This is a genomic window from Chryseobacterium sp. JUb7 (genome assembly GCF_024806495.1).
In the GTDB taxonomy this organism is placed as follows: Bacteria; Bacteroidota; Bacteroidia; order Flavobacteriales; family Weeksellaceae; genus Chryseobacterium.
The window spans coordinates 639,031-659,041 of record NZ_JANUFF010000002.1 but is presented as its reverse complement, the minus strand read 5'-3'; the positions used below and the strand labels follow the sequence as shown (position 1 = coordinate 659,041).

The window sequence follows — 20,011 nt, the reverse complement described above, 5'->3', positions numbered from 1 at the left end:
ATAAAAACTTTTAACTTAAACTATTTTGAAAACAGATATCGACATCCACAATCACTCACATTTTTCTTTTGATCTGTGGCTTACCTTAATAAAATCTCATCCTGAATTTAAAGCAAAAAGAGTTGAGCTGTTCTCCTCATTTTTTGATGTCAGAAAACCTATAGGAGAAGTTGCGAAAGTCGTAAAGTATTATGATGATCTTTGCAATACAATCAATGAAATAATTGGTGGTAATGTAGATACTTTTGAGATCTATTTATTAATTCTTAATGCTTTGGAAGTAGATTTAAAACAATTAAATAGAGATAAATTAAGTGATTTTTATCAAAAGAGTGAAGATTTGTTTTTAGATTATAAACCGATTGTGATTTTCGAAAATTTGCATCAGTTTTTTGAAGAAATTAAAAATCAGGGTAAGACGATAAATATTTTAAGCAATACCGGATTTATCAAGGGAAAAACCATGCGTAAATTCCTGATCAATGAAAATTTGGATCAGTATATTGATTTTCATATTTATTCCGATGAGAGTAATTGTTCAAAACCCAATCCGCTTATTTTTCAGGAGGTTAAAAATAAAATCCGGAATCCGGAATTGCAGATGAATCAGATTTTACATATAGGTGACAATCCGGTTGCTGATTATAAAGGAGCAAAAGATTTTGGGTTCAACGCACACTTATTGAAACACGTATAAAAGATGAATAAAAGGTATAGCTTACACCACATTCATTCAGCGGATGAATTTACTTTTTCACCTGCAGAATATAGTTATTTCAAATACGGAGATAAGTCATTTGCTGAAAAATTCGCAAAAGAATTGTTTGAAGGATTTATTTCTGAACATGAAGAAATTTTAAATACAGATAAGGAGATTGTCGTACTGCCAAGTCCATATATGGCAATTCCGACGGCTTCTAATTTTCTATGTTTTTATTTTAAAAAATATTTGGATTTTTATTTATTTCAAAAAGGAAAAAAATCCAGTATTTTATCAAAAATCAATAGAAATCATACTTATACCACAGATTATGGAAATCTAAGTTTTGAAGATCGTAAAAATCTGATTGCCAATGATACTTATTATCTGGATAAAGATTATTTAAGAGGAAAACTTTGTATTTTTATAGACGATATCAAAATTACCGGAAGCCATGAATATACGGTGAATAAAATTCTCGCTGAATACGATGTAGAAGCAGATTTTTTATTCATGTATTACGCAGAACTGATGAATTTTGATCTGGATCCTAAAATTGAGAATTACTTTAATTATTACGCTGTGAAAAATGTTGAACACATCACAGAAGTAATGACGAAGCCTAGTTTCCAGTTTAATACAAGGATTGTGAAATATATTTTAGGCTTAGATTCAAGTAATTTTGAGTATCTTACGTCTAAAGTAACAAAGGAACAAATGGATAACTTGTTGGAACTGGCAATCAGCAACAATTATCATTTAATTAAGGAGTACGAAAATAACATTAACACTTTAACGAAAACAGAATTATATTATGGCTATTAACTTACAAAAAGGACAAAGAGAAAATATAAATGCACCTAAATTCACTGTAGGTTTAGGTTGGGATACCAATAATACTTCTACAGGAACAGGATTTGACTTAGATGCGTCTTTATTTTTATTGGGCGAGAATAAAAAGTTAGTTTCTGATAATCATTTTATTTTTTATAACAATCTTGAATCTCCGGATAAAGCTGTGATTCATTCAGGTGATAACCTGACGGGGGACGGAGCTGGAGATGATGAGCAAATCAGAATTGATTTGACTAAAATTGATGACGCTGTAAAAGAAATTACAGTAGTCGTAACGATTCACGATGCAGATGCAAGAAGACAAAACTTTGGACAGGTAAGAAATTCTTTCATCAGAATTTTCAATACCGATACGAATGAGGAAATTTTAAAATATGAATTGGATGAGGATTTCTCGATCGAAACGGCTGTAGAATTCGGAAGAATTTATAACAGAAACGGAGAATGGAAATTCGAAGCAGTAGGAGCGGGGCAGAGAGACGGTCTTGAGAAATTTGTATCAATTTATCAATAATTTACCATGGATAATCAAGAAAATCAACCTATAGATCCACTTGGATCGATTGAACCTCTTAAAACATTCGAGCCAACTCCAATTCCTTCACCTACGATGAATCAGCCTGCTCAGAATGCAGCTCCGGCTGTTCTTGTAGACAGAGAAGGAAATGTAAACTTGGCTCAGCTACAGGCAGAGGAGCGCCAGAAATACGAGGTTCTTGCAGATTCTATTGACGAATCTAATCCGGGATCTATTGTAAATTTCGGTGCCGATCTTCAAAGGACATTATCGAATCAGAGTGACAGTTTCCTGGGAAATGTAAGAAGATCAAATTCCGGAGAAGTAGGAGAACTTATTAATAATTTATTGATCGAACTTAACTATGTAGACGTAGATGAATTAAATCAGAATAAATTCAAAAGCTTCTTAAGCAAACTGCCTTTCATGAAAAGTATTGTGACGCAGATTGAGAATTTATTTACAAAATACGATAAGATCGTTAACAATATTGATCAGATTGCTTATAAAGTAAACGCAGGAATTATTACTTCTACGAAAGATAATGCTGTTTTACAGACTATTTTTGAAAGTAACGTTAATGCAATCAAGCAAATCGAAGGTCTTGTGATCGCCGGACATATGAGAATGGAAAAGGCTGGTGTAGAACTTGCCGGAATGGAGGCTACCCCACAAAATTATCAGGATTATCAGATTGCGGATAAAAGAGATTTTATTGCGAGATTAGACAGAAGACTGGCTGACCTTAAAGTGGTTCGTGTGATCATGATGCAGTCGCTTCCGCAGATCAGATTGGTTCAGAATAACAACGTTTCTATTGCTGAAAAGGCACAGACTATTTTGACAACTACATTACCTCTTTGGAAAAATCAGTTGTCTCTTGCGGTGGCTATGTACAGACAGCAGCAGAATATTGAAATCCAGCAGAAGGTTTCGGCTACAACAGAAGAAATTTTGAGAAAAAATGCAGAGCGTCTGGGACAGAATTCAATCAACGTTGCCAGAGCCAACGAGCAGACTATTGTTTCTATTGATACATTAAGAGAAACTACATCAAAATTGATCAGTACATTAAACGAAGTGAAGCAAATTCAGAAACAAGGAGCTGAAGGCAGAAGAAAACTGGATCAGGATTTGATGACTTTAGAGCACGAATTAAAAGCAAACGTCAGAGGATAAATAATAGAGTATAAAGGTGGATGATGAAGCTGTAACCATACTATCTCAAAGCAAAAGAAGATTAACAAAGCTTAAACTTCTTGCAAATTTTTTTGAAAATGTTGATATAATATCGATTTACATCAAGACAGATATTATCCATAATCTTTTTCAGGAAAATAAAGGATTGGATTACAGTAAACTTGAGCTTTTTCATCTTCAGTATACCGATAGTCTGATCGAATTGCTGACGAAAATCAAGCGTCAGAAAGAAAATGATCTGCTGGCTGTTATTAATGAAATTGATGTTAATAATAAATATATTTCCGGTTTTGAGGAAAAAAGGGTAGATGGTTTTGAAACGGACAGGAAAATGTACAGCGGGGTGTTTTCCAATCAGCTAAAAAGTCTTTATAAAGATCTTACGGAAGATAAATTTCGGGTGAACTGGGATAATGTTCTGTATTTTTATAAAAAATATGCAACTGAGTTTTACAGATCGAATGTAGATGAGGAATTATTAAAATCAGGTTCGTTTCCTGCATATCAGTATCAGGATTATCAGATAGAAAGGAAATTATTGGGAAGGCTTAATATCCAGAACTTTAAAGTCCGTTTTGTCTGTGGTTACGTGATTACGGGAAATGAATATGAACTTTTTAAAATTTTTCAGTCGGATGACCAGTTTATTTTTGATATTGAAGGCAGAAAAATGTATTTAATTGATCCGAAAAAATTGGAAAAACTGGATACAATGCCTAATGAATCAAATCAGGGAACGATTGTGCATCAGCTGAAAAGAAAAAATGAGCAGCTGGAAGATACCATCAATGAGAGAAAACGGACATTGCCCGATCAGGTCATCAGTGTGTTAGCAGATTACCTGAAAAACCTTGAAAATGTAGATATTATGAGCAAGATATTTGATATCAATGAAGAAACAAATATTCTGCGTGCAATGCTTAATTTAAATTTGAATAATAATTAAACGAAAAGGAAATAGGCTTATTAGCTTATTGATTTTCATCACAAAATATAAACAAAACTAAACATAAAAAGATGGCTATTAACTTACAAAAAGGTCAAAGAATAAACCTTACGAAGGAAAATGGAACCACTCTTACGCAGGCATGTGTAGGGATAAACTGGGGAGCAATCGAGAAAAAAGGTTTCTTCGGAGGGGTGACAAGAGAAGCGGTAGATTTGGATGGAAGCTGCATTTTGTATGATTCAAACAAAAATTCGACTGAAGTAATTTATTTCGGAAACCTAAAATCAAAAAATGGATCTGTAAGACACAGTGGAGATGATTTGACAGGTGATGTAAACGGAAATGACGGTCTTGACAATGAGGTTATTACGGTAGACTTCAGCAACCTGGATTCAAATGTAGAGTATGTTGCAATGGTTTTGAACAGCTACAGAGGTCAGGACTTCGGAACAATTCCTTTTGCGTCTATCCGTATTTTTGAAGGCTCTCCAACCAATGTAAAAGAAGTTTTTGCAAAATATGACATCGCTAATGATGCTTCTTTCAAGGGGCATGTTTCTATGGTAATGGGAGTTTTCTATAAGAGAAATAATGAATGGAAATTCAATGCTATCGGAGATCCGACAGCTGATAAAAAATTACAGGAAACTATTGAAACTGTTAAGCAAAAATATTTGTAAAATTTAATCTTCAACAGCAACGGATCTTAGTCTGTTCAGAATAAATAAGTTGTGATTTTTTTTCGTTAAAACTTATTTATTGTTGAAAATTGTATTTTTAAAAATAAAAAACTAGCAATAATTGTACATCGTGCAGCTATTGCTTTTGTAGTATAATAACATAATATTAAACGTGGACAAACATCAAGGTATTTTAGATCTTCATCCAGGATTGGTTTGGGGATTTGCGGTAACAGTAGTTATCATGCTCCTTCTTGACTTAGGGGTTTTCAATAAAAAAAGTCATGAAGTTTCTTCCAAAGAAGCTACTATCTGGTCAGTTGTCTGGATCTCGCTGTCTATGATCTTCTCGGGGGTGGTGTATTGGGTTTTCAATACAGACGGTTCTCCGATGAGCCATGCCATAGCAGTTGAAAAATTCACACAGTATCAGGCAGCATATTGGGTTGAGAAAGCACTGTCGGTGGATAATTTATTTGTATTCATCCTTGTTTTCGGCTTCTTTAAAGTTCCAAAATATCTTCACCATAAAGTTCTTTTCTGGGGAATTATCGGAGCACTGATTTTCAGAGCTATTTTCATTTTTGCAGGAGTTGGATTAATTAATTTGACATATTTACCTGAAATGAATGTTTTTGGAAAAGCAGTTCAGATTAATATTGTGATGGTTCTTTTCGGTCTTTTCCTCGTTTATGCAGGGATTAAGTCGTGGGGCGATGGTGACGATGATGATGATGAAGATTATAGCAATACAGCGGGAGCGAAGCTGATCAAAAGATTCTGGAAGGTTTCTGATAACTATGTTGGAGATAAATTCTTCACGGTTCAGAACGGAATTAAAATGGCAACGCCGCTCCTAGTGGTAGTGGCAGTTATTGAATTTACAGATGTACTTTTTGCAGTGGATTCTATTCCTGCGATCTTTGCTATTTCAGACGATCCGTTCATCCTTTATACATCGAATATTTTTGCAATTTTAGGGTTAAGATCTTTGTATTTCCTATTGGCGAATTTTATTCATATGTTCAGCAAACTTCCTTATGGACTGGCAATTATTCTTTCATTCATCGGAGTGAAAATGTTAATTGCACCATGGATTCATATTTCTTCACCGGTTTCATTAGGAATTGTAGGTGGAGTCTTGGTAATTTCAGTTCTTTTATCAATTATTTTCCCTGACAAAAAAGAGGAAGATGAGAAAGAAAAAATTGAAGAATAATATCAATTATAATTAAATAATAAGGCTTTGCAGATCACTGTAAAGCCTTTTTTATGGTTTTAAAAAAATAAAAATACAAACCCGGAATAAGAATATTGCTATTTATATTTCAATAACTTATTAATCTTATTTCTAGTCTGCATAGAGACTTTATAGGTTTCATCTCTTAATCTCTGTATTCTGCCGACCGGTTGGAAAAATGGTTTACTTTCAAAAGGGTTAAAAGACAGCAGCTCATTTTCACATGCTCTGGCATCTAAAAGCTCATTTTTATTAATTTTTACCTCACCGATTTTTATAAATGGTGATTTTTTCCACTCTACATTAAGTTTGTTAATGGGTTGATTTCTCAGATTATAACAGACTTGAATCAATACTTCCGCTGTAAAATCGGTTGTTTTCAGATAATTTTCAAGAGCCTCTTTTGCTTTCAGCTTTTTACCAAAGTTTTTATCTACAGATTTTGGACTTAATTTTATCTTAATCATATTTTCCCCCAATCGGTAAGCACCCACAGAATGATAATCAAAAGACAGTAAAAAGTCGTTTCTCTTCGCCCAGAGTTTAAAAATATTCTTTAAAAATGAACCTGTAAAAGTGGAAGGAATTACTTTCAGTATTTGTATCATTAATGAAAATGAACTCCATTTTTTTACAAAAAAACGATTGATTGAAGTGAATAATTTCAGAAAGATACTTACAGAATTGATAGGGAACAGAGGGAAATTCACCAACGGATAATTGGCAATTACATCTCCATTTTCATCTTTTATTTTTACAGAAAACCCGTAAGCAGGAATATCTTTTTTTTGAGGATCAATTTTAAGATGCGCATTTGAAAAGCGGATTTTTAAATCATATTTTTCCTTGTCAAAGAATTTCTGAAACTGTTCCGGAATATTTTTACTGATTAAAAATTCACCTTTAGCTACGGCATAAGTTTTTGCATGAGCATTTCTGGTGGCATAATTTACATCACTTACAGAAGGAGACTGCTCCACAAAATCGGCAATGCTTTTTTTTGTGATTTCGAGTAGTTCCTTTTCCTCATCGCTAAGCTTATCAAATTTCTTATTATATTTTACTGGATCTGGCATTTAGTTTTTAAATTCAATTATAACGCCAAGTTTCGAGAACGGTGTTAACGGAGTATTAATGTTATTTGAACTTTTTTAGGGTGGAAAATGAATGTAGAAAATGAACAGTTTAAACTGCTGAAGATGAGTTTTTTAAATAGATGTTTCTTTTTAATCATCAAAAAACTTCCTTTCTCATGCCTCTGTCTTCCAACTTCAAAATCCTATCTTTGTAAAAATTATCAATTATGGGAGTAGCAGATATGTTATTTAAGCGTAAAAAAGAATTGGCAGAGAAAAACCTGAAAGATGGTCAGGATTACATGCTGGAATACGGAAAAAGAGAAAGTGTAGTAGAATTACCAAGTGGATTGCAGTATGAAATTATGACGGAAGGAGAAGGGGCAAAACCGGGTCCGAAGTCTACCGTAAAATGCCATTATCACGGCACAACAATTTCCGGAAAAGTTTTCGACAGTTCTGTGAAAAGAGGCACTCCGGCATCTTTTCCTTTGAATAAAGTGATTAAAGGATGGACAGAAGCTCTTCAGCTAATGTCGGTTGGAAGCAAATGGAGATTAATTATTCCTCCACATCTTGCTTACGGAGATCAGCAGATCAGTAAAGAAATCGGACCAAACAGTACACTGGTTTTTGAAGTGGAGCTGTTGGATATCAAATAATTTTATCCTTAAAAATAACTTAAAAATTTACCTGATTTTCGGGTAAATTTTTTTATTTATGTATCTTAGTATTTATAACAGACTTGAATACCGTACACAAAGTTATTCAGAATAAAATGGTTTAATACCAGAATTAAAAACATACATAAATGAAAAAAATATTTTATCTGATTGCTATTTTTAGCTTGCTTACGTCCTGTGTTTCAAAGAAAAACCAGGTCATTAAGCAGAATATTCTTACTTTAAAAGACAGTTACTGTAAGGCTCCGTTTTTATATAATTACAGTAAGAAACTGCCTTCCTATAATTCAGATTCTATTGTTGCTGCCAATCAGGAGCTTAAAGGGATGTTTTCCGATCAGAGTATTCTGATTTTGAATGCCTTGGGAAATCTTGATGAGGTACATAAAATTGTTGAGCTTAAAAAAGACTCAACACTAAATTCTCAGGTTAAAGTCTTACAGCTTAAAAGTGTCATCAATAGCAAAATTACGATTGCATTAACCGAGTTGGATGCTGTAGCTGCAGAATTTGACTGTGAAGGAGAAAGAGTAGCACAGATCGGAAATTATGTTGATAACTTAAATGATTCCAGAAATAATAAACTCATTCTATATTCTATTGTAGCTGGTGCAGCTGCTTCCATTGCCGGAGGTATCGTGAAGGACAACGGCTGGAGCAATGCGATTGATATTGGCGGGGGTGCTTTGGGAGCAGGATTTGGTCTTGCAACGCTTAATCCGAAAGGGCGAAAAGTAGAATTTATACACTCTAGAAATCTTTTACGGGATATTTGGAAAGATAAACTGGAATCGCCCAATTTTCCACCTTTTATCTGGTATATGTATACTGAGAAAAAATTTTCCAATAAAGAAAAACATTCCATTATCAGCAGTATGAGAGAAAGATGGCTTCATTATCAGTTTGAAGATGATAAAGCCGCTGCAGATCAATCTGTAATTTTCAGCGACGGAGGTTTTTACCGTGCTGATGATCTTCATAATCGCGCTGCAATGCTTAATCAGATGCAGTCTGCTACAAGAACAATTAACCAGAACATTAATTATTTACTGCTCGATTTGGATAAACTAATCCTTTAAGAAAAATTTAACTGTAATAAAATTTGTTACAGTTGAATTTTTATCTATCTTTGCCATGTAATTACAATGAACAATACAAGATTTGCTACGGCAGTACATATTATGACCTTACTGGCAAAAAGTCCTCAGGAGTGGCTTACTTCTGAGTGGATGGCGGGCAGTATCAATATTAATCCGGTGATTGTGCGTAAAGAACTGAGTGTACTCAGAGAGGCGGGGTTAATTGTCAGCAGACAGGGAAAAGAAGGTGGGGCTCAGCTTTCAAGAAATGCAGAGGAAATTACCATTTCAGAAATTTATTCAGCAGTAAAAAATACAGACGTTCTGGGTAAGAAAAATCAAAATCCTAACCCTGTTTGTAGTGTAGGAAGAGATATTAACGATCATTTGAATAATTTATTTACAGAAACAGATAAATTGGTCCTCAATTTTTTAGGAAACAAAAGTTTGAAAGAATTTACAGATCAATTCGAGTAAATTTTTTTTGACTATAAATGTAACAATATTTATTACAATTTAATTTAATTTAAAATAAAATATTATGAAAAAAGTAGCAGTAATAGGTGCAACTGGATTTGTAGGAACACAAATCGTAAAAGAATTAGTAAACAGAGGGTATGAAGTGGAAGCTATTGTAAGAGATGCTTCAAAAGTTCAGCAAAATGATAATGTAACGGCAAAAAGTGTTGATGTAAATAATGTGGACCAACTGGCTGACGCTGTGAAAGGGAATGATGCTGTGATCAATGCCTTTAATGCAGGTTGGACAAATCCTAATTTGTATGATGACTTTTTAAACGGATCTGTTAATATCGAAAAAGCAGTTGAAAATTCAGGAATAAAAAGATTCATCACTGTAGGTGGTGCAGGAAGTCTTTATATTGACGGAAAGCAATTGGTAGACGGTCCTGATTTTCCGGCAGAGATCAAACCCGGAGCTACAGCGGCAAGGGACTATTTAAATAAAATTAAAGAGAACAATACGCTAGACTGGACATTCTTCAGCCCGGCTATAGAAATGCATCAGGGAACTGCAGGAGTAAGAACCGGAAAATACAGAACCGCTCTTGAGAACCCTGTTTTTGATGAAAACGGTAGAAGTATTCTTTCAGTAGAAGATGTTGCGGTGGTTTTAGTAGACGAACTGGAGCAGAATAACCACATCCGCGAACGTTTTACAGCAGCTTACTAATTAATATTAAACTAAAATGATGTTTAAAAAGCAATTTTTATCATTAATCCTGCTGTTAAGTTGTACAACGGTTCTGCTGGCCGGAGATTTAAAAATAAAGGTTTATAATCCTGGTTCGAAAGCAATTTTCCCTATTACTTCAACGATTATTTATGGTGAAAAAGATGCCATGCTGGTTGATGCTCAGTTTGAGAAGAATTTTGCCTTAGAATTGGTAAAAGAAATAAAATCTACCGGAAAAAACCTGAAAACAGTTTTTATTTCTCACAGTGATCCTGATTTTTATTTTGGTCTTGATGTTATTAAAAAAGCATTTCCTGATGTGAAAATTATTTCCACTGCCCAGACGGCTTATCTTATTTCGGCTTCGAAAGATGGAAAATTAAATGTTTGGGGACCCAAATTAAAAGAAAATGCACCTTCGGAAATTATCATTCCGGAAGCTGTAAATTCGGTCCCTGATTTGGAAGGAAATAAAATTGAACTTAAACAGAACTTAGATGATTCTGCTCATAGTTTTCTTTGGATTCCTTCGATAAAAACAATTGTAGGAGGGATTTCAGTAACCGTAGATTCGTACATCTGGATGGCAGACACCCAAAACAAAGAAGCTATTGATCAATGGATCAGACAGATTAATGCAATGAAAGCATTACATCCCGTACAGGTTGTGCCTTCACATTATGCAACGTTGGATCTTTCTCCAAAGTCTTTGGATTTTGTCGGAAACTATCTTGAAAACTATAAAAAAGCAGTCACTGAAAATAAAACTTCAGATGCGATTGTAAATTTTATGGTTAGCAAATATCCAAAGCTTTCAGGAAAAGATGAGCTGGAAATGGGGGTGAAAGTTTTCCTGGGTGAAATGAACTGGGATCTGAAATCACCTTACCCGGCGATCGGAAGAAAAGTCTTGGTTGATTTTAATGATACAAAATTTGTTGAAGAATTCAAGGATCATGAAACAATGACTTTCGTTAAAACAGAAGGATCATCAAAAGGCGCTTCGGATACCGTTAAATATTCTGTGGTGGAAGTTGCTAAGAATGTTTTTCTTGTTTACTGGCACGAACCTAAAAACGGATACAACATAACGCATATAGAAGATTATAACAAAAATATAGTGTATTCAAATTTTACATCCAAAGAAGGAAACCTGATTCACTTGGAAGGTAAATTAAGCTTTTTGGAATGATAAATGGGATTTTAATAAACAGGCTGCGGCACCTTTGGTGCCGCAGCCTGTTTATTAACTAAAAATCTCTTATAAATTCATAAATAACTTCGGATTTACCGGAGTATTATTTTTATGCACCTCATAGTGGAGGTGTGGGCCTGTGGAGCGACCGGAGTTACCGGACTTCGCAATTACCTGGCCTACTTTTATTTTATCATTCACTTTAGCGACCAATTGTGATAAATGTCCGTAAAGGGTTGCGAGACCATTCCCGTGAGAAACGATGACACAGTTTCCATAGCCTCCTTTTTGTCCTGAGAAAATTACGGTTCCTGCGGCAGTAGCTATGACATCAGATCCAAAAGGAACAGCAATATCAAGTCCTTTATGAAACTGCATCTGGTCAGCTTCGGCAGGGGGATTATTTTTTTCTGCAGGTTTTGTGGCAGTGGCTATGTTTTTTGGCGATGAGCTTGTAGCCGGAGCAGAAGCAACCGGGGCTGGACTGGCTTTTGGTGTTACCATTACTTTTACCTGTCTTTTTTCTCCGTAGCTGTCGGTGATTTCAATAATCTTTTCAATAGGTTCTGCCTTTACTTCAGGCTTCGGAGCAGCAGCAACGGATGGTTTTGCTTCAGTGGAAGTATTTCCTTTTACCGATGCATAAACGGTTTTAAAAGGAATAGGATTTTTTCTGATTCCAAAATTAGATGAAATATAGCCATCTGTAGGCATTCCCAAAGGAACCTGCATCAATTTTTTCTGAAGATCCATCAAATACTGGCTGTAGCGGTTGGCCTGTTTAGCCAGATAGATAGAGTTTGAAATACTGTCTTTACTCAATACTGTTATTTTTTCACTAGGCACGTCTTTGGATTTCAAAAACGTATTCAGTTGAACTACAGTCTGATCTACTAAAGTAAGATCTGTTTTCATTTTTAAGTAATCTACACTGTCTTTCTCAGTGTTTATTTTTACAAGATTCACCTCATAGGTTTTATCATCTTTTTTAGAAAATAAAGTGGTTATAAATATACCTTGTGCAAAAATGATAAGCAAAAGTCCTCCCAAAAGGAAATTCACGTTCTTTTTGCTGCTTAGAAATTTCTTCATTTTTCTTTTCTTAGTATTAAACAAAACGGTTTAAGCTTGCAAAATTAATTAAAAATAAACTTTTAGCATTATTTTTAACAAAACTTTAGTTATTTCTGTATTTAACGGTTAATTAGATATTTAATTGTCTGGAAGTGTTAATTTTATCTAAAATTGGGTTTTATCATGCCGGCAAAAGCCCTTCTCAACCTTTGTTTTAATATATTTGCAATTCACATTTTGTTTTATGGCTAAAAAGAAAACGAATTCGGAATCTTCGAATCCAAAAAAGAATAAAAATAGTATTTCTGTAGGTGTTGTAGGGAGCGGAAGTTTTGCAACGGCAATTGTAAAAATGCTTGTTGAAAACTGTAAAGTGGTGCACTGGTGTGTAAGAAATGAGTTTGTAAAAGGAGCCATAGAGCTTCGCGGTCACAATCCTACTTATCTTACAGCAGTAAACTTCAATCTTAAAAATCTAAAGCTGACAACAGATATCAATGAGCTGGTTTCAGCTTGTGATGTTATCGTTCTGGCAACTCCTTCCATTTATTTATCTGATACTCTGGATAAAATGAAGTGTGAGTATAAAGATAAAATCTTTGTTTCCGCCATTAAAGGAATCATTCCTAAAGTCAATGATGTGGTGGCGCACTATCTGAGAGACGAATTTAAAATAGGTTTCAGAAATCAGGCTGTCATTGCCGGACCCTGTCATGCTGAAGAGGTAGCGATGGAAAGACTTTCTTACCTTACGGTGGCAACGGTTGAAGAAGAAACATCTAAAAAACTGGTAGATATCTTTAATTCTGATTTTATAAAAGTACATTCAAGTAAAGATATTTTGGGAAATGAATACAGTGCCATTCTGAAAAATATTTTTGCCATCGGAGCTGGAATAGCAAGCGGACTGGGTTATGGAGATAACTTTACAGCTGTATTTGTGTCTAATGCGATCCGCGAAATGGAAATCTTTCTGGAAGCTATTTATGAAGCGCCTAGAGATGTCAACGAAAGTGCCTATCTGGGAGATTTACTGGTTACAGCCTATTCTTTATTTTCAAGAAACAGAAACTTAGGGAATCTGATCGGAAAAGGATACACTGTAAAATCAGCAATCCAGTCGATGAACATGGTCGCAGAAGGATATTATGCAGCAGATTCTATTTATAAAACGGCTAAGCAAAAAGGTCTTGAACTGCCTATCGTAGATACCATTTATGCAATCCTTTATGAAGGAAAAAATGCAGAAAAACAGTTTAAAAAACTGACTGCAAAATTAAATTAAGCCTATTAATAGGTGCTTCGACAAGCTTAACGTGACCTCTCTGATATTAATTATTTATATTGGAGATTCAAACGTTTACACACTAAGTTTGTCGAAGCCTCATTTTATTCAATTTGATTAATCGTTTCAATTCCCAATAATTGATTATTTCGATCGTATTTTTTAGCATAATAAAAACTTTAATTTTTCTCAAAAATAAACCTGTTAAAATCGTTAAACACGTTCTTATTTTTAAAACTTTTCCCGAAATTTGATGTAAAATTTAGAATTATGTCACAATCGCTTATAAGCAGAACACCGAAACCAAAATATGACGTTGTACTGGTAGGTGGCGGAATCATGAGTGCCACTTTAGCTACGCTGCTTCACGAATTTGATCCCAATCTGGAGATCGCAATCTTCGAAAGACTGGGCAGGTTTGCCAAGGAAAGTACAGCCGCTTGGAATAATGCAGGAACGGGACATTCGGCTTTTTGCGAACTAAATTATACTCCGGAAAAACCGGACGGAAGCATTGATATTTCCAAAGCAGAAAGCATCGCAGAACAGTTCGAAATTTCAAAACAGTTTTGGGCTTATCTTGTGAATAAAGGATACATCCAGGAACCTAAAGATTTTATTAATTCTTGCCCTCATATGAGTTTGGTATTTGGTGAAAAAGATGCTGAATACCTGAAAAAACGTCATGATAAAATGAGCGAATCTGTTCTTTTTAAAGGAATGGAGTTTGCTACAGATCACGATACACTGAGAGAATGGATTCCTTTGGTGATGAGCAAAAGAAAAGAATCTGAAGTAATGGCTGCCACAAAAATGGAAATGGGAACAGATGTAAATTTCGGAACCCTGACCAGAAAAATGGGTAGACACCTGTTGGAAGATTCTAATGTGGATGTTTTCCTATACCATGAAGTAAAAGATATAGATCCCAGAAATGATGGAAAATGGGGCATGAAAATAAAAGACAGAATCAACAAACATAAACAGGAAGTCGTAGCAGATTTTATGTTCATCGGTGCTGGTGGATATGCGCTTCCTTTACTGGATAGCTCCGATATCAAAGAAAGTGAAGGGTATGGAGGTTTCCCTGTTTCCGGACAGTGGCTGGTAAGTCATAACCAGGAGCTCGTAGAAAAACATCAGGCAAAAGTATATACACAGGCAACGGTAGATGCACCGCCAATGTCTGTTCCTCACCTTGATCTTAGAATTATCGATGGTCAAAAAGCACTTCTGTTTGGTCCGTTTGCAGGATTTTCAACTAAGTTTTTAAAAGAAGGAAGCTATCTGGATCTCCCGGAAAGTGTTAATACAAAAAACATCAAATCTCTATTCGGGGCATGGTGGCATAACATTCCATTAACGAAATACCTTATTCAGCAGGTTGCGATGAACAAAACTCAAAGAATGCAGCATTTGAGAGAGTTTATTAAAGATGCTAAGGAAGAAGATTGGGAATTGAAAGTAGCAGGGCAAAGAGTTCAGATTATCAAGAAAGACGAAAAAGACGGTGGAAAACTGGAGTTCGGAACCGAGGTTGTTGTTAATAAAACAGGAACAATTGCATCTTTATTAGGTGCTTCTCCGGGAGCTTCGACAGCTGTATACGCTATGCTGAATGTTCTTGAAAAATGCTTTCCTGAAAAACTTAACGGAGAATGGAAAGATAAGCTATTGGAAATGATCCCGTCTTATGGTCAGAAACTGGCTGTAAATCCTGAGCTTACTGATCAGGTAAGAAATTATACAAAAGAAAAATTAGAACTTGACTATTAGCTATAAATAATAAGCAGTGAGTAATAAGTAATAATGGATTATCTTTGCCAATTACTTATTACTCATTACCTGTTATCTCATAAAAAGTGGAAGAAGTCGTTATTAAACCTGTTATTGCAAAAGAATTGCTGGAATCTCTTCAGACAAAAGTAGAAGAGGAGAAACAGGTGATTGTACATTGCTGTTTTCCTGCATCTCCGTTTTTAGGAAATCTGATCAGAATCTGGCATTCAACATATCTTTTTGATAATCAGTCGGAGCATAAAAGCCAGTTAATTCATACGGAGAACATCACTGTATTTCCGAACTGGACACCTGTTCCTTTTATGCGTGACTTTTGGTTTACATTAATTTTTTCCGGACTTCCCAAAGACTGTAAAAGTTTCGATCTGAAAGAAGTTATTCCTGAAGAAGGTGGATTTTATGTAGAATCTATCAAAAGAAATTCTTCAGATGTCTATCGGGTGAAAATTTCAGAATCATACTGATTTATTTTTTTTGCTATGCTGCTGGAGTATAAATTAGCTCGGATGCTAAGCAAATTGATTGGTGGAAATCAGGTTTTCAATGCAATATTCTGTAATGGCAACGATTGTTACAAAAGGGTTAACACCAATTGTACCGGGAATTAATGAGCCGTCTAAAACAAAAAGATTATCGTGATTTTTCAGTTTTCCGAATTCATCAGTCGCTTCTCCTAAAACGCATCCGCCCAAAGGATGGTAACAAATATTAGCCCCAAAACCATTTTTGAATAATAAATGGGCTCTTGTTCCGCCATTTGCTTTATTCATTTTTTTGATGAAAAAGTCAGCATTTTCTTTCATCTTTTGAGTATGGCTTTCATTCCAGTCCAAGACAAGCTGATTGTTTTTATAGGAAACTTCTCCTTTTTTGTCAACCCTGTTGATCTGGAGATATAAGGCTGTTGCGACGTCCATACCCATAGGAAGAGGAGCAATTTCAGCGAAGAAAGGATGCTCGGGATCTTCCCAATTGTCTACACCGCCTACCGGAATGGTTGACTGCTTGCTTCCGGTTCCTCCGGTCATTGGCTTTACCCAGTTTCTTCCGGTCATAAAATTTCCATTGTTTCCCCAGTTTTTTCCTACATAATCATTAATAGGAAAATGATGCAATGCATGGGAACGTAATAATAATTGTAAAGTGCCCATCGTCCCTGCTGCAAGAATAAGTTTTTTACAGCTGAATGTTTTTTCTGCAATGCTTTTTCCTGAAGTATCAATCTGGTTAACTTTCAGGGTATAGGATTGATCATCATTAAGCTGTATACTGTCAACGTGATGGAGATCTATTATTTCCAGATTTCCTGTATCGAGTGCTTTTTGAAGATAAGTTTTGTCGAGACTGTTTTTCCCATGGTTGTTTCCATAAATGACCTCTGTATTAAAAGCTGAACGGGGAACTTCATTTTTATATTCTCTTTCCATGTAGCTGAAATCATAGACATTCGGAACTCTTACTGTTTTAAAACCTGCTTTATGAGCTTCAGCTTCACCGACTCTCGTAAATTTATAAAAAGGACATTCCTGTAAGAAAGTTTCATTAATAACGTTTACTTTTAGCTCTTCTTTTGCTTTAGGAAAATAGATATTATAAAATTTATCAGAATCTAAATGAGGGAAAACTTCTTCAAAATAGTTTCTTTTGGGAGTTACAGCCATTCCGCCGTTTACCAGTGAACCTCCGCCAACACCTCTTCCTACCCAGATATTGATGTTTTCAAAATCAAGGCGGTCCAGAACTCCCGTAAAAAGTTTTAATGAGAAAATATTAAAAAATGGTGCAATGGTTTTTGTTTTTAGCCACGCTGAACTTGGTCCGGGCTTTAATAAATTTGAATAGGGAAGTCCGGAACTTTTCCAGTTCATGCCCATTTCAAGCATAACAACTTTTTTTCCGGCCTGACAAAGACGTAAAGCGGAAACAGCACCTCCATATCCGGAACCAATGATGATGATAGGAGCGTTTATATCTTTTTTATCCTTAAATTTGGGTTGAGCTGCTTCAAATAGGTTGGTTTGTAAAAAGTAAAAGCCTCCGACTGCAAGAAGGCTGTTTCTAATGAAACTTTTTCTGTCCATTGATGATTTTTAATCAGCCTGTCCAAAAAATATGCTACAAAATAAAACGTTAATAGTATTTAAACTTAATTATGAATATTTATATTTTGAAATTTAAAACTATTGATCTTTCATTGAAAATTTATGCTTGTTCAATTTAAATGTAGGAAAATATTTATTCTTATTATTGGCTGGTTTTTTGTAATTATTTTTTAACACGAATACCATCAAAAATTCATAGTTTTAAACTTTTAAACAGATTTATGAAGAAATTTATACTGATATTAATGCTGTTTCCATTGTTTTTTTTCTCTCAAAAAATGGTTTCTAAAGAAATCATGGAAGTGAAGAAATTTCAGGAAGATCTTAATGCTGAATATCTAAATCCAAAAGAAACGCCTTTAAGAGGTGATAATTTAACTAACTTTAAAGGACATCCTTTTTTTCCGTTCGATTTAAAATATAGAATAACGGCTACATTTGTAAAAACGAAGAACCCAAAACCTTTTGACCTTCCTACTTCTTCGGGGAAAACGAAGTCTTATAGAGAATATGGAAAAGCAAGTTTTGATCTTGATGGGAAAAAATATACTTTAACATTATATCAAAGTCTGGATTTAATAAAACAGAAGAAATACAGGAACTATCTGTTTCTGCCTTTCCGTGATGCTACTAATGAAAAAGAAACTTACGGAGGTGGAAAATATATGGATCTTACTATTCCTAAAGGGAATACCATCATATTGGATTTTAATAAATCTTATCAGCCTTTCTGTGCTTACAATGCCTACGATTACAACTGTCCGATCGTTCCTGAGGAAAATAAACTGCCGGTCGAAATTCGTGCCGGTGTCATGTATGAAGATATTTATCATCATTAAGATATGATCCGCTTAGAATTTTTCAAACAGGAATATTTTTCTGAAGTCAATTATACTTTGGATGACATTCAGTCTAAATATACATCAACAGCTGCATTTGCTTTGCAAAGGATTAAAGACAGAAATACAGGATTGGAACATCCGGTAACTATTTTTGATGATGACAAACCTGTTGGATTTTTTACACTGGATTTCGGTGAGGATAAATTGGATATCACAGACAATAAAAATGCTGTTTTACTTCGTTCTTTATCAGTTAATCCAAATGCACAGGGAAAGGGAATCGGAAAATCGGCGATGATTCTGGTAGATGATTTTGTTAAAAACAATTTTATAAACTGTGACGAAATTGTACTTACGGTCAATCAAAATAACCCTTTGGCCTATAATCTTTATATTCAGGTTGGGTATTTATATGAAGGTAAAACAAAGATTGGTAGAATTGGTCCGCAATATCTGATGTATAAAAAACTTTAAGAAATTTTTAATTGCAAAGTTCCCGTTTGGCTTGATTCTTCCATAAATTTGAGTAACATCAAATAATTAAACATGGAAATATCACTTCATAATCAGGTCGCTATAGTCACAGGAGCCTCCAGTGGAATTGGTTCGGGAATTGCAAAATCGCTTGCTTCAGCGGGGGCAACAGTTATTGTGAATCATTCATCAGAAAGGTCCACAGACGAAGCTAAAGCTGTTTTAAAAGAAATTACAGATGCCGGAGGGAAAGGCATGACATATCAATGTGATGTTTCCAAAGAAGATCAGGTGATCAGGATGTTTCAGGATGTAGTTTCTGAATTCGGAACGTTCGATATTCTCGTAAATAATGCTGGTGTTCAAAAAGATGCAAAATTCACAGAAATGACGCTTGATCAGTGGAATGCGGTAATTGGTATCAACCTTACAGGTCAGTTTCTATGTGCCAGAGAAGCTATTAAAGAATTTCTTCGCCGCGGAATCGATACTTCACGTTCCGTTGCCTGTGGAAAAATTATTCATATCAGTTCGGTTCACGAAATTATTCCTTGGGCAGGCCACGCCAATTATGCTTCAAGTAAAGGAGCCATAAGAATGTTGATGCAGACGCTGGCGCAGGAATATGGTGCAGACAAAATCCGGGTTAATTCAATTTGTCCCGGTGCTATTCAGACGCCGATCAATAAAGACGCATGGGGCACTCCTGAAGCCTTGAACTCTCTTCTTAACTTAATTCCTTACAACAGAATCGGACAGCCGGAAGATATCGGAAATCTGGCTGCTTTTTTGGCAAGCGATCTCTCGGATTATATTACCGGAGCCAGTATTTTTGTGGATGGAGGAATGACAACTTTTGAAAGCTTTTCAACAGGAGGCTAAGTCTTGGGCGCACATTTCCGGCTTTCACTACTCGCTTTTTTGTGCCTTGCCTGTCCATTTCTTACAAAAAGAGCTCAGACATACCGTTCAATCCGGGGCGCGAATCAGTCGACGTTGAAGAGAAAGTCTTTTGAATGTCAATTGTGAATGGTTTACTTGTCAATTTAATGTAAATAGGAAAAT

21 protein-coding genes are annotated in these 20,011 nt (G+C 35.1%); 18 read left to right on the top strand and 3 right to left on the bottom strand.

Annotation, left to right across the window (positions count from 1 at the left end; translation table 11 throughout):
• Nucleotides 1-25: 25 nt before the first annotated feature.
• From M2373_RS06585 to M2373_RS06555, 7 genes are all read left to right on the top strand, one after another.
• Complete coding sequence (locus tag M2373_RS06585; protein ID WP_259108817.1) at nucleotides 26-697, top strand: HAD family hydrolase; 672 nt, start codon at nucleotides 26-28, stop codon at nucleotides 695-697.
• A 3-nt stretch (nucleotides 698-700) separates the two neighbouring features.
• Nucleotides 701-1,525, top strand: a complete 825-nt coding sequence (locus tag M2373_RS06580; protein ID WP_259108815.1) for a phosphoribosyltransferase family protein — start codon at nucleotides 701-703, stop codon at nucleotides 1,523-1,525.
• Nucleotides 1,515-2,069, top strand: a complete 555-nt coding sequence (locus M2373_RS06575) for a TerD family protein (RefSeq protein ID WP_259108813.1) — start codon at nucleotides 1,515-1,517, stop codon at nucleotides 2,067-2,069. The genes M2373_RS06580 and M2373_RS06575 overlap by 11 nt, the downstream gene beginning before the upstream one ends.
• A gap of 6 nt (nucleotides 2,070-2,075) precedes the next feature.
• On the top strand, nucleotides 2,076-3,251 hold the full coding sequence (locus M2373_RS06570) for a toxic anion resistance protein (RefSeq protein ID WP_259108811.1): 1,176 nt from the start codon (nucleotides 2,076-2,078) through the stop codon (nucleotides 3,249-3,251).
• A gap of 16 nt (nucleotides 3,252-3,267) precedes the next feature.
• The gene (locus tag M2373_RS06565) at nucleotides 3,268-4,218 is read left to right on the top strand and encodes a hypothetical protein (protein WP_259108809.1); all 951 of its coding nucleotides are present in this window, start codon (nucleotides 3,268-3,270) and stop codon (nucleotides 4,216-4,218) included.
• Nucleotides 4,219-4,289: 71 nt separating this feature from the next.
• Nucleotides 4,290-4,901, top strand: a complete 612-nt coding sequence (locus M2373_RS06560; RefSeq protein ID WP_259108807.1) for a TerD family protein — start codon at nucleotides 4,290-4,292, stop codon at nucleotides 4,899-4,901.
• A 172-nt stretch (nucleotides 4,902-5,073) separates the two neighbouring features.
• Nucleotides 5,074-6,120, top strand: a complete 1,047-nt coding sequence (locus M2373_RS06555; RefSeq protein WP_259108805.1) for a TerC/Alx family metal homeostasis membrane protein — start codon at nucleotides 5,074-5,076, stop codon at nucleotides 6,118-6,120.
• 98 nt (nucleotides 6,121-6,218) lie between these two features.
• Here the strand turns inward: M2373_RS06555 and M2373_RS06550 are convergent, their stop codons facing one another.
• A complete protein-coding gene (locus M2373_RS06550) occupies nucleotides 6,219-7,217 on the bottom strand; it encodes a catalase (protein ID WP_259108803.1) in 999 nt (332 codons plus the stop codon).
• Between the two features lie 227 nt (nucleotides 7,218-7,444).
• On the opposite strand from M2373_RS06550, the gene M2373_RS06545 reads away from it, so the two are divergent.
• The 5 genes from M2373_RS06545 to M2373_RS06525 all read left to right on the top strand — a co-directional run bounded on the left by M2373_RS06545 (nucleotide 7,445) and on the right by M2373_RS06525 (nucleotide 11,366).
• Nucleotides 7,445-7,879 carry an FKBP-type peptidyl-prolyl cis-trans isomerase gene (locus M2373_RS06545; protein ID WP_259108801.1) on the top strand — a complete coding sequence of 145 codons (435 nt, stop codon included), beginning with the start codon at nucleotides 7,445-7,447 and terminating at the stop codon, nucleotides 7,877-7,879.
• A gap of 149 nt (nucleotides 7,880-8,028) precedes the next feature.
• Nucleotides 8,029-8,979 carry a hypothetical protein gene (locus M2373_RS06540; RefSeq protein WP_259108799.1) on the top strand — a complete coding sequence of 317 codons (951 nt, stop codon included), beginning with the start codon at nucleotides 8,029-8,031 and terminating at the stop codon, nucleotides 8,977-8,979.
• Nucleotides 8,980-9,045: 66 nt separating this feature from the next.
• Nucleotides 9,046-9,456, top strand: coding sequence for an Rrf2 family transcriptional regulator (locus M2373_RS06535; RefSeq protein WP_259108797.1), 411 nt, complete (start codon nucleotides 9,046-9,048; stop codon nucleotides 9,454-9,456).
• 64 nt (nucleotides 9,457-9,520) lie between these two features.
• Entirely contained in the window at nucleotides 9,521-10,171 is a 651-nt protein-coding gene (locus M2373_RS06530) for an NAD(P)-dependent oxidoreductase (RefSeq protein ID WP_259108794.1), read from the top strand.
• A gap of 16 nt (nucleotides 10,172-10,187) precedes the next feature.
• A complete protein-coding gene (locus tag M2373_RS06525) occupies nucleotides 10,188-11,366 on the top strand; it encodes an MBL fold metallo-hydrolase (protein WP_259108792.1) in 1,179 nt (392 codons plus the stop codon).
• Between the two features lie 69 nt (nucleotides 11,367-11,435).
• Here M2373_RS06525 and M2373_RS06520 read toward each other — a convergent pair whose 3' ends face one another.
• Nucleotides 11,436-12,461, bottom strand: coding sequence for a M23 family metallopeptidase (locus M2373_RS06520; RefSeq protein ID WP_259108790.1), 1,026 nt, complete (start codon nucleotides 12,459-12,461; stop codon nucleotides 11,436-11,438).
• Between the two features lie 226 nt (nucleotides 12,462-12,687).
• Here M2373_RS06520 and M2373_RS06515 point away from each other — a divergent pair, with 226 nt between their 5' ends.
• From M2373_RS06515 to M2373_RS06505, 3 genes are all read left to right on the top strand, one after another.
• Nucleotides 12,688-13,728, top strand: a complete 1,041-nt coding sequence (locus tag M2373_RS06515) for an NAD(P)H-dependent glycerol-3-phosphate dehydrogenase (RefSeq protein ID WP_259108788.1) — start codon at nucleotides 12,688-12,690, stop codon at nucleotides 13,726-13,728.
• A gap of 270 nt (nucleotides 13,729-13,998) precedes the next feature.
• On the top strand, nucleotides 13,999-15,504 hold the full coding sequence (gene mqo / locus M2373_RS06510; RefSeq protein ID WP_259108786.1) for a malate dehydrogenase (quinone): 1,506 nt from the start codon (nucleotides 13,999-14,001) through the stop codon (nucleotides 15,502-15,504).
• A gap of 86 nt (nucleotides 15,505-15,590) precedes the next feature.
• On the top strand, nucleotides 15,591-15,992 hold the full coding sequence (locus M2373_RS06505) for a hypothetical protein (protein WP_259108785.1): 402 nt from the start codon (nucleotides 15,591-15,593) through the stop codon (nucleotides 15,990-15,992).
• Nucleotides 15,993-16,037: 45 nt separating this feature from the next.
• On the opposite strand, the gene M2373_RS06500 is transcribed toward M2373_RS06505, so the two are convergent.
• The gene (locus tag M2373_RS06500) at nucleotides 16,038-17,609 is read right to left on the bottom strand and encodes a GMC family oxidoreductase N-terminal domain-containing protein (RefSeq protein WP_259108784.1); all 1,572 of its coding nucleotides are present in this window, start codon (nucleotides 17,607-17,609) and stop codon (nucleotides 16,038-16,040) included.
• A 242-nt stretch (nucleotides 17,610-17,851) separates the two neighbouring features.
• Between M2373_RS06500 and M2373_RS06495 the strand changes: the two genes are divergently transcribed.
• The 3 genes from M2373_RS06495 (at nucleotide 17,852) to M2373_RS06485 (ending at nucleotide 19,828) form a co-directional block, all read left to right on the top strand.
• Nucleotides 17,852-18,469, top strand: coding sequence for a DUF1684 domain-containing protein (locus tag M2373_RS06495; RefSeq protein WP_259108783.1), 618 nt, complete (start codon nucleotides 17,852-17,854; stop codon nucleotides 18,467-18,469).
• 3 nt (nucleotides 18,470-18,472) lie between these two features.
• Nucleotides 18,473-18,946, top strand: a complete 474-nt coding sequence (locus M2373_RS06490; RefSeq protein WP_259108782.1) for a GNAT family N-acetyltransferase — start codon at nucleotides 18,473-18,475, stop codon at nucleotides 18,944-18,946.
• A gap of 72 nt (nucleotides 18,947-19,018) precedes the next feature.
• Nucleotides 19,019-19,828, top strand: coding sequence for a glucose 1-dehydrogenase (locus M2373_RS06485; RefSeq protein ID WP_259108781.1), 810 nt, complete (start codon nucleotides 19,019-19,021; stop codon nucleotides 19,826-19,828).
• Nucleotides 19,829-20,011: the final 183 nt, after the last annotated feature.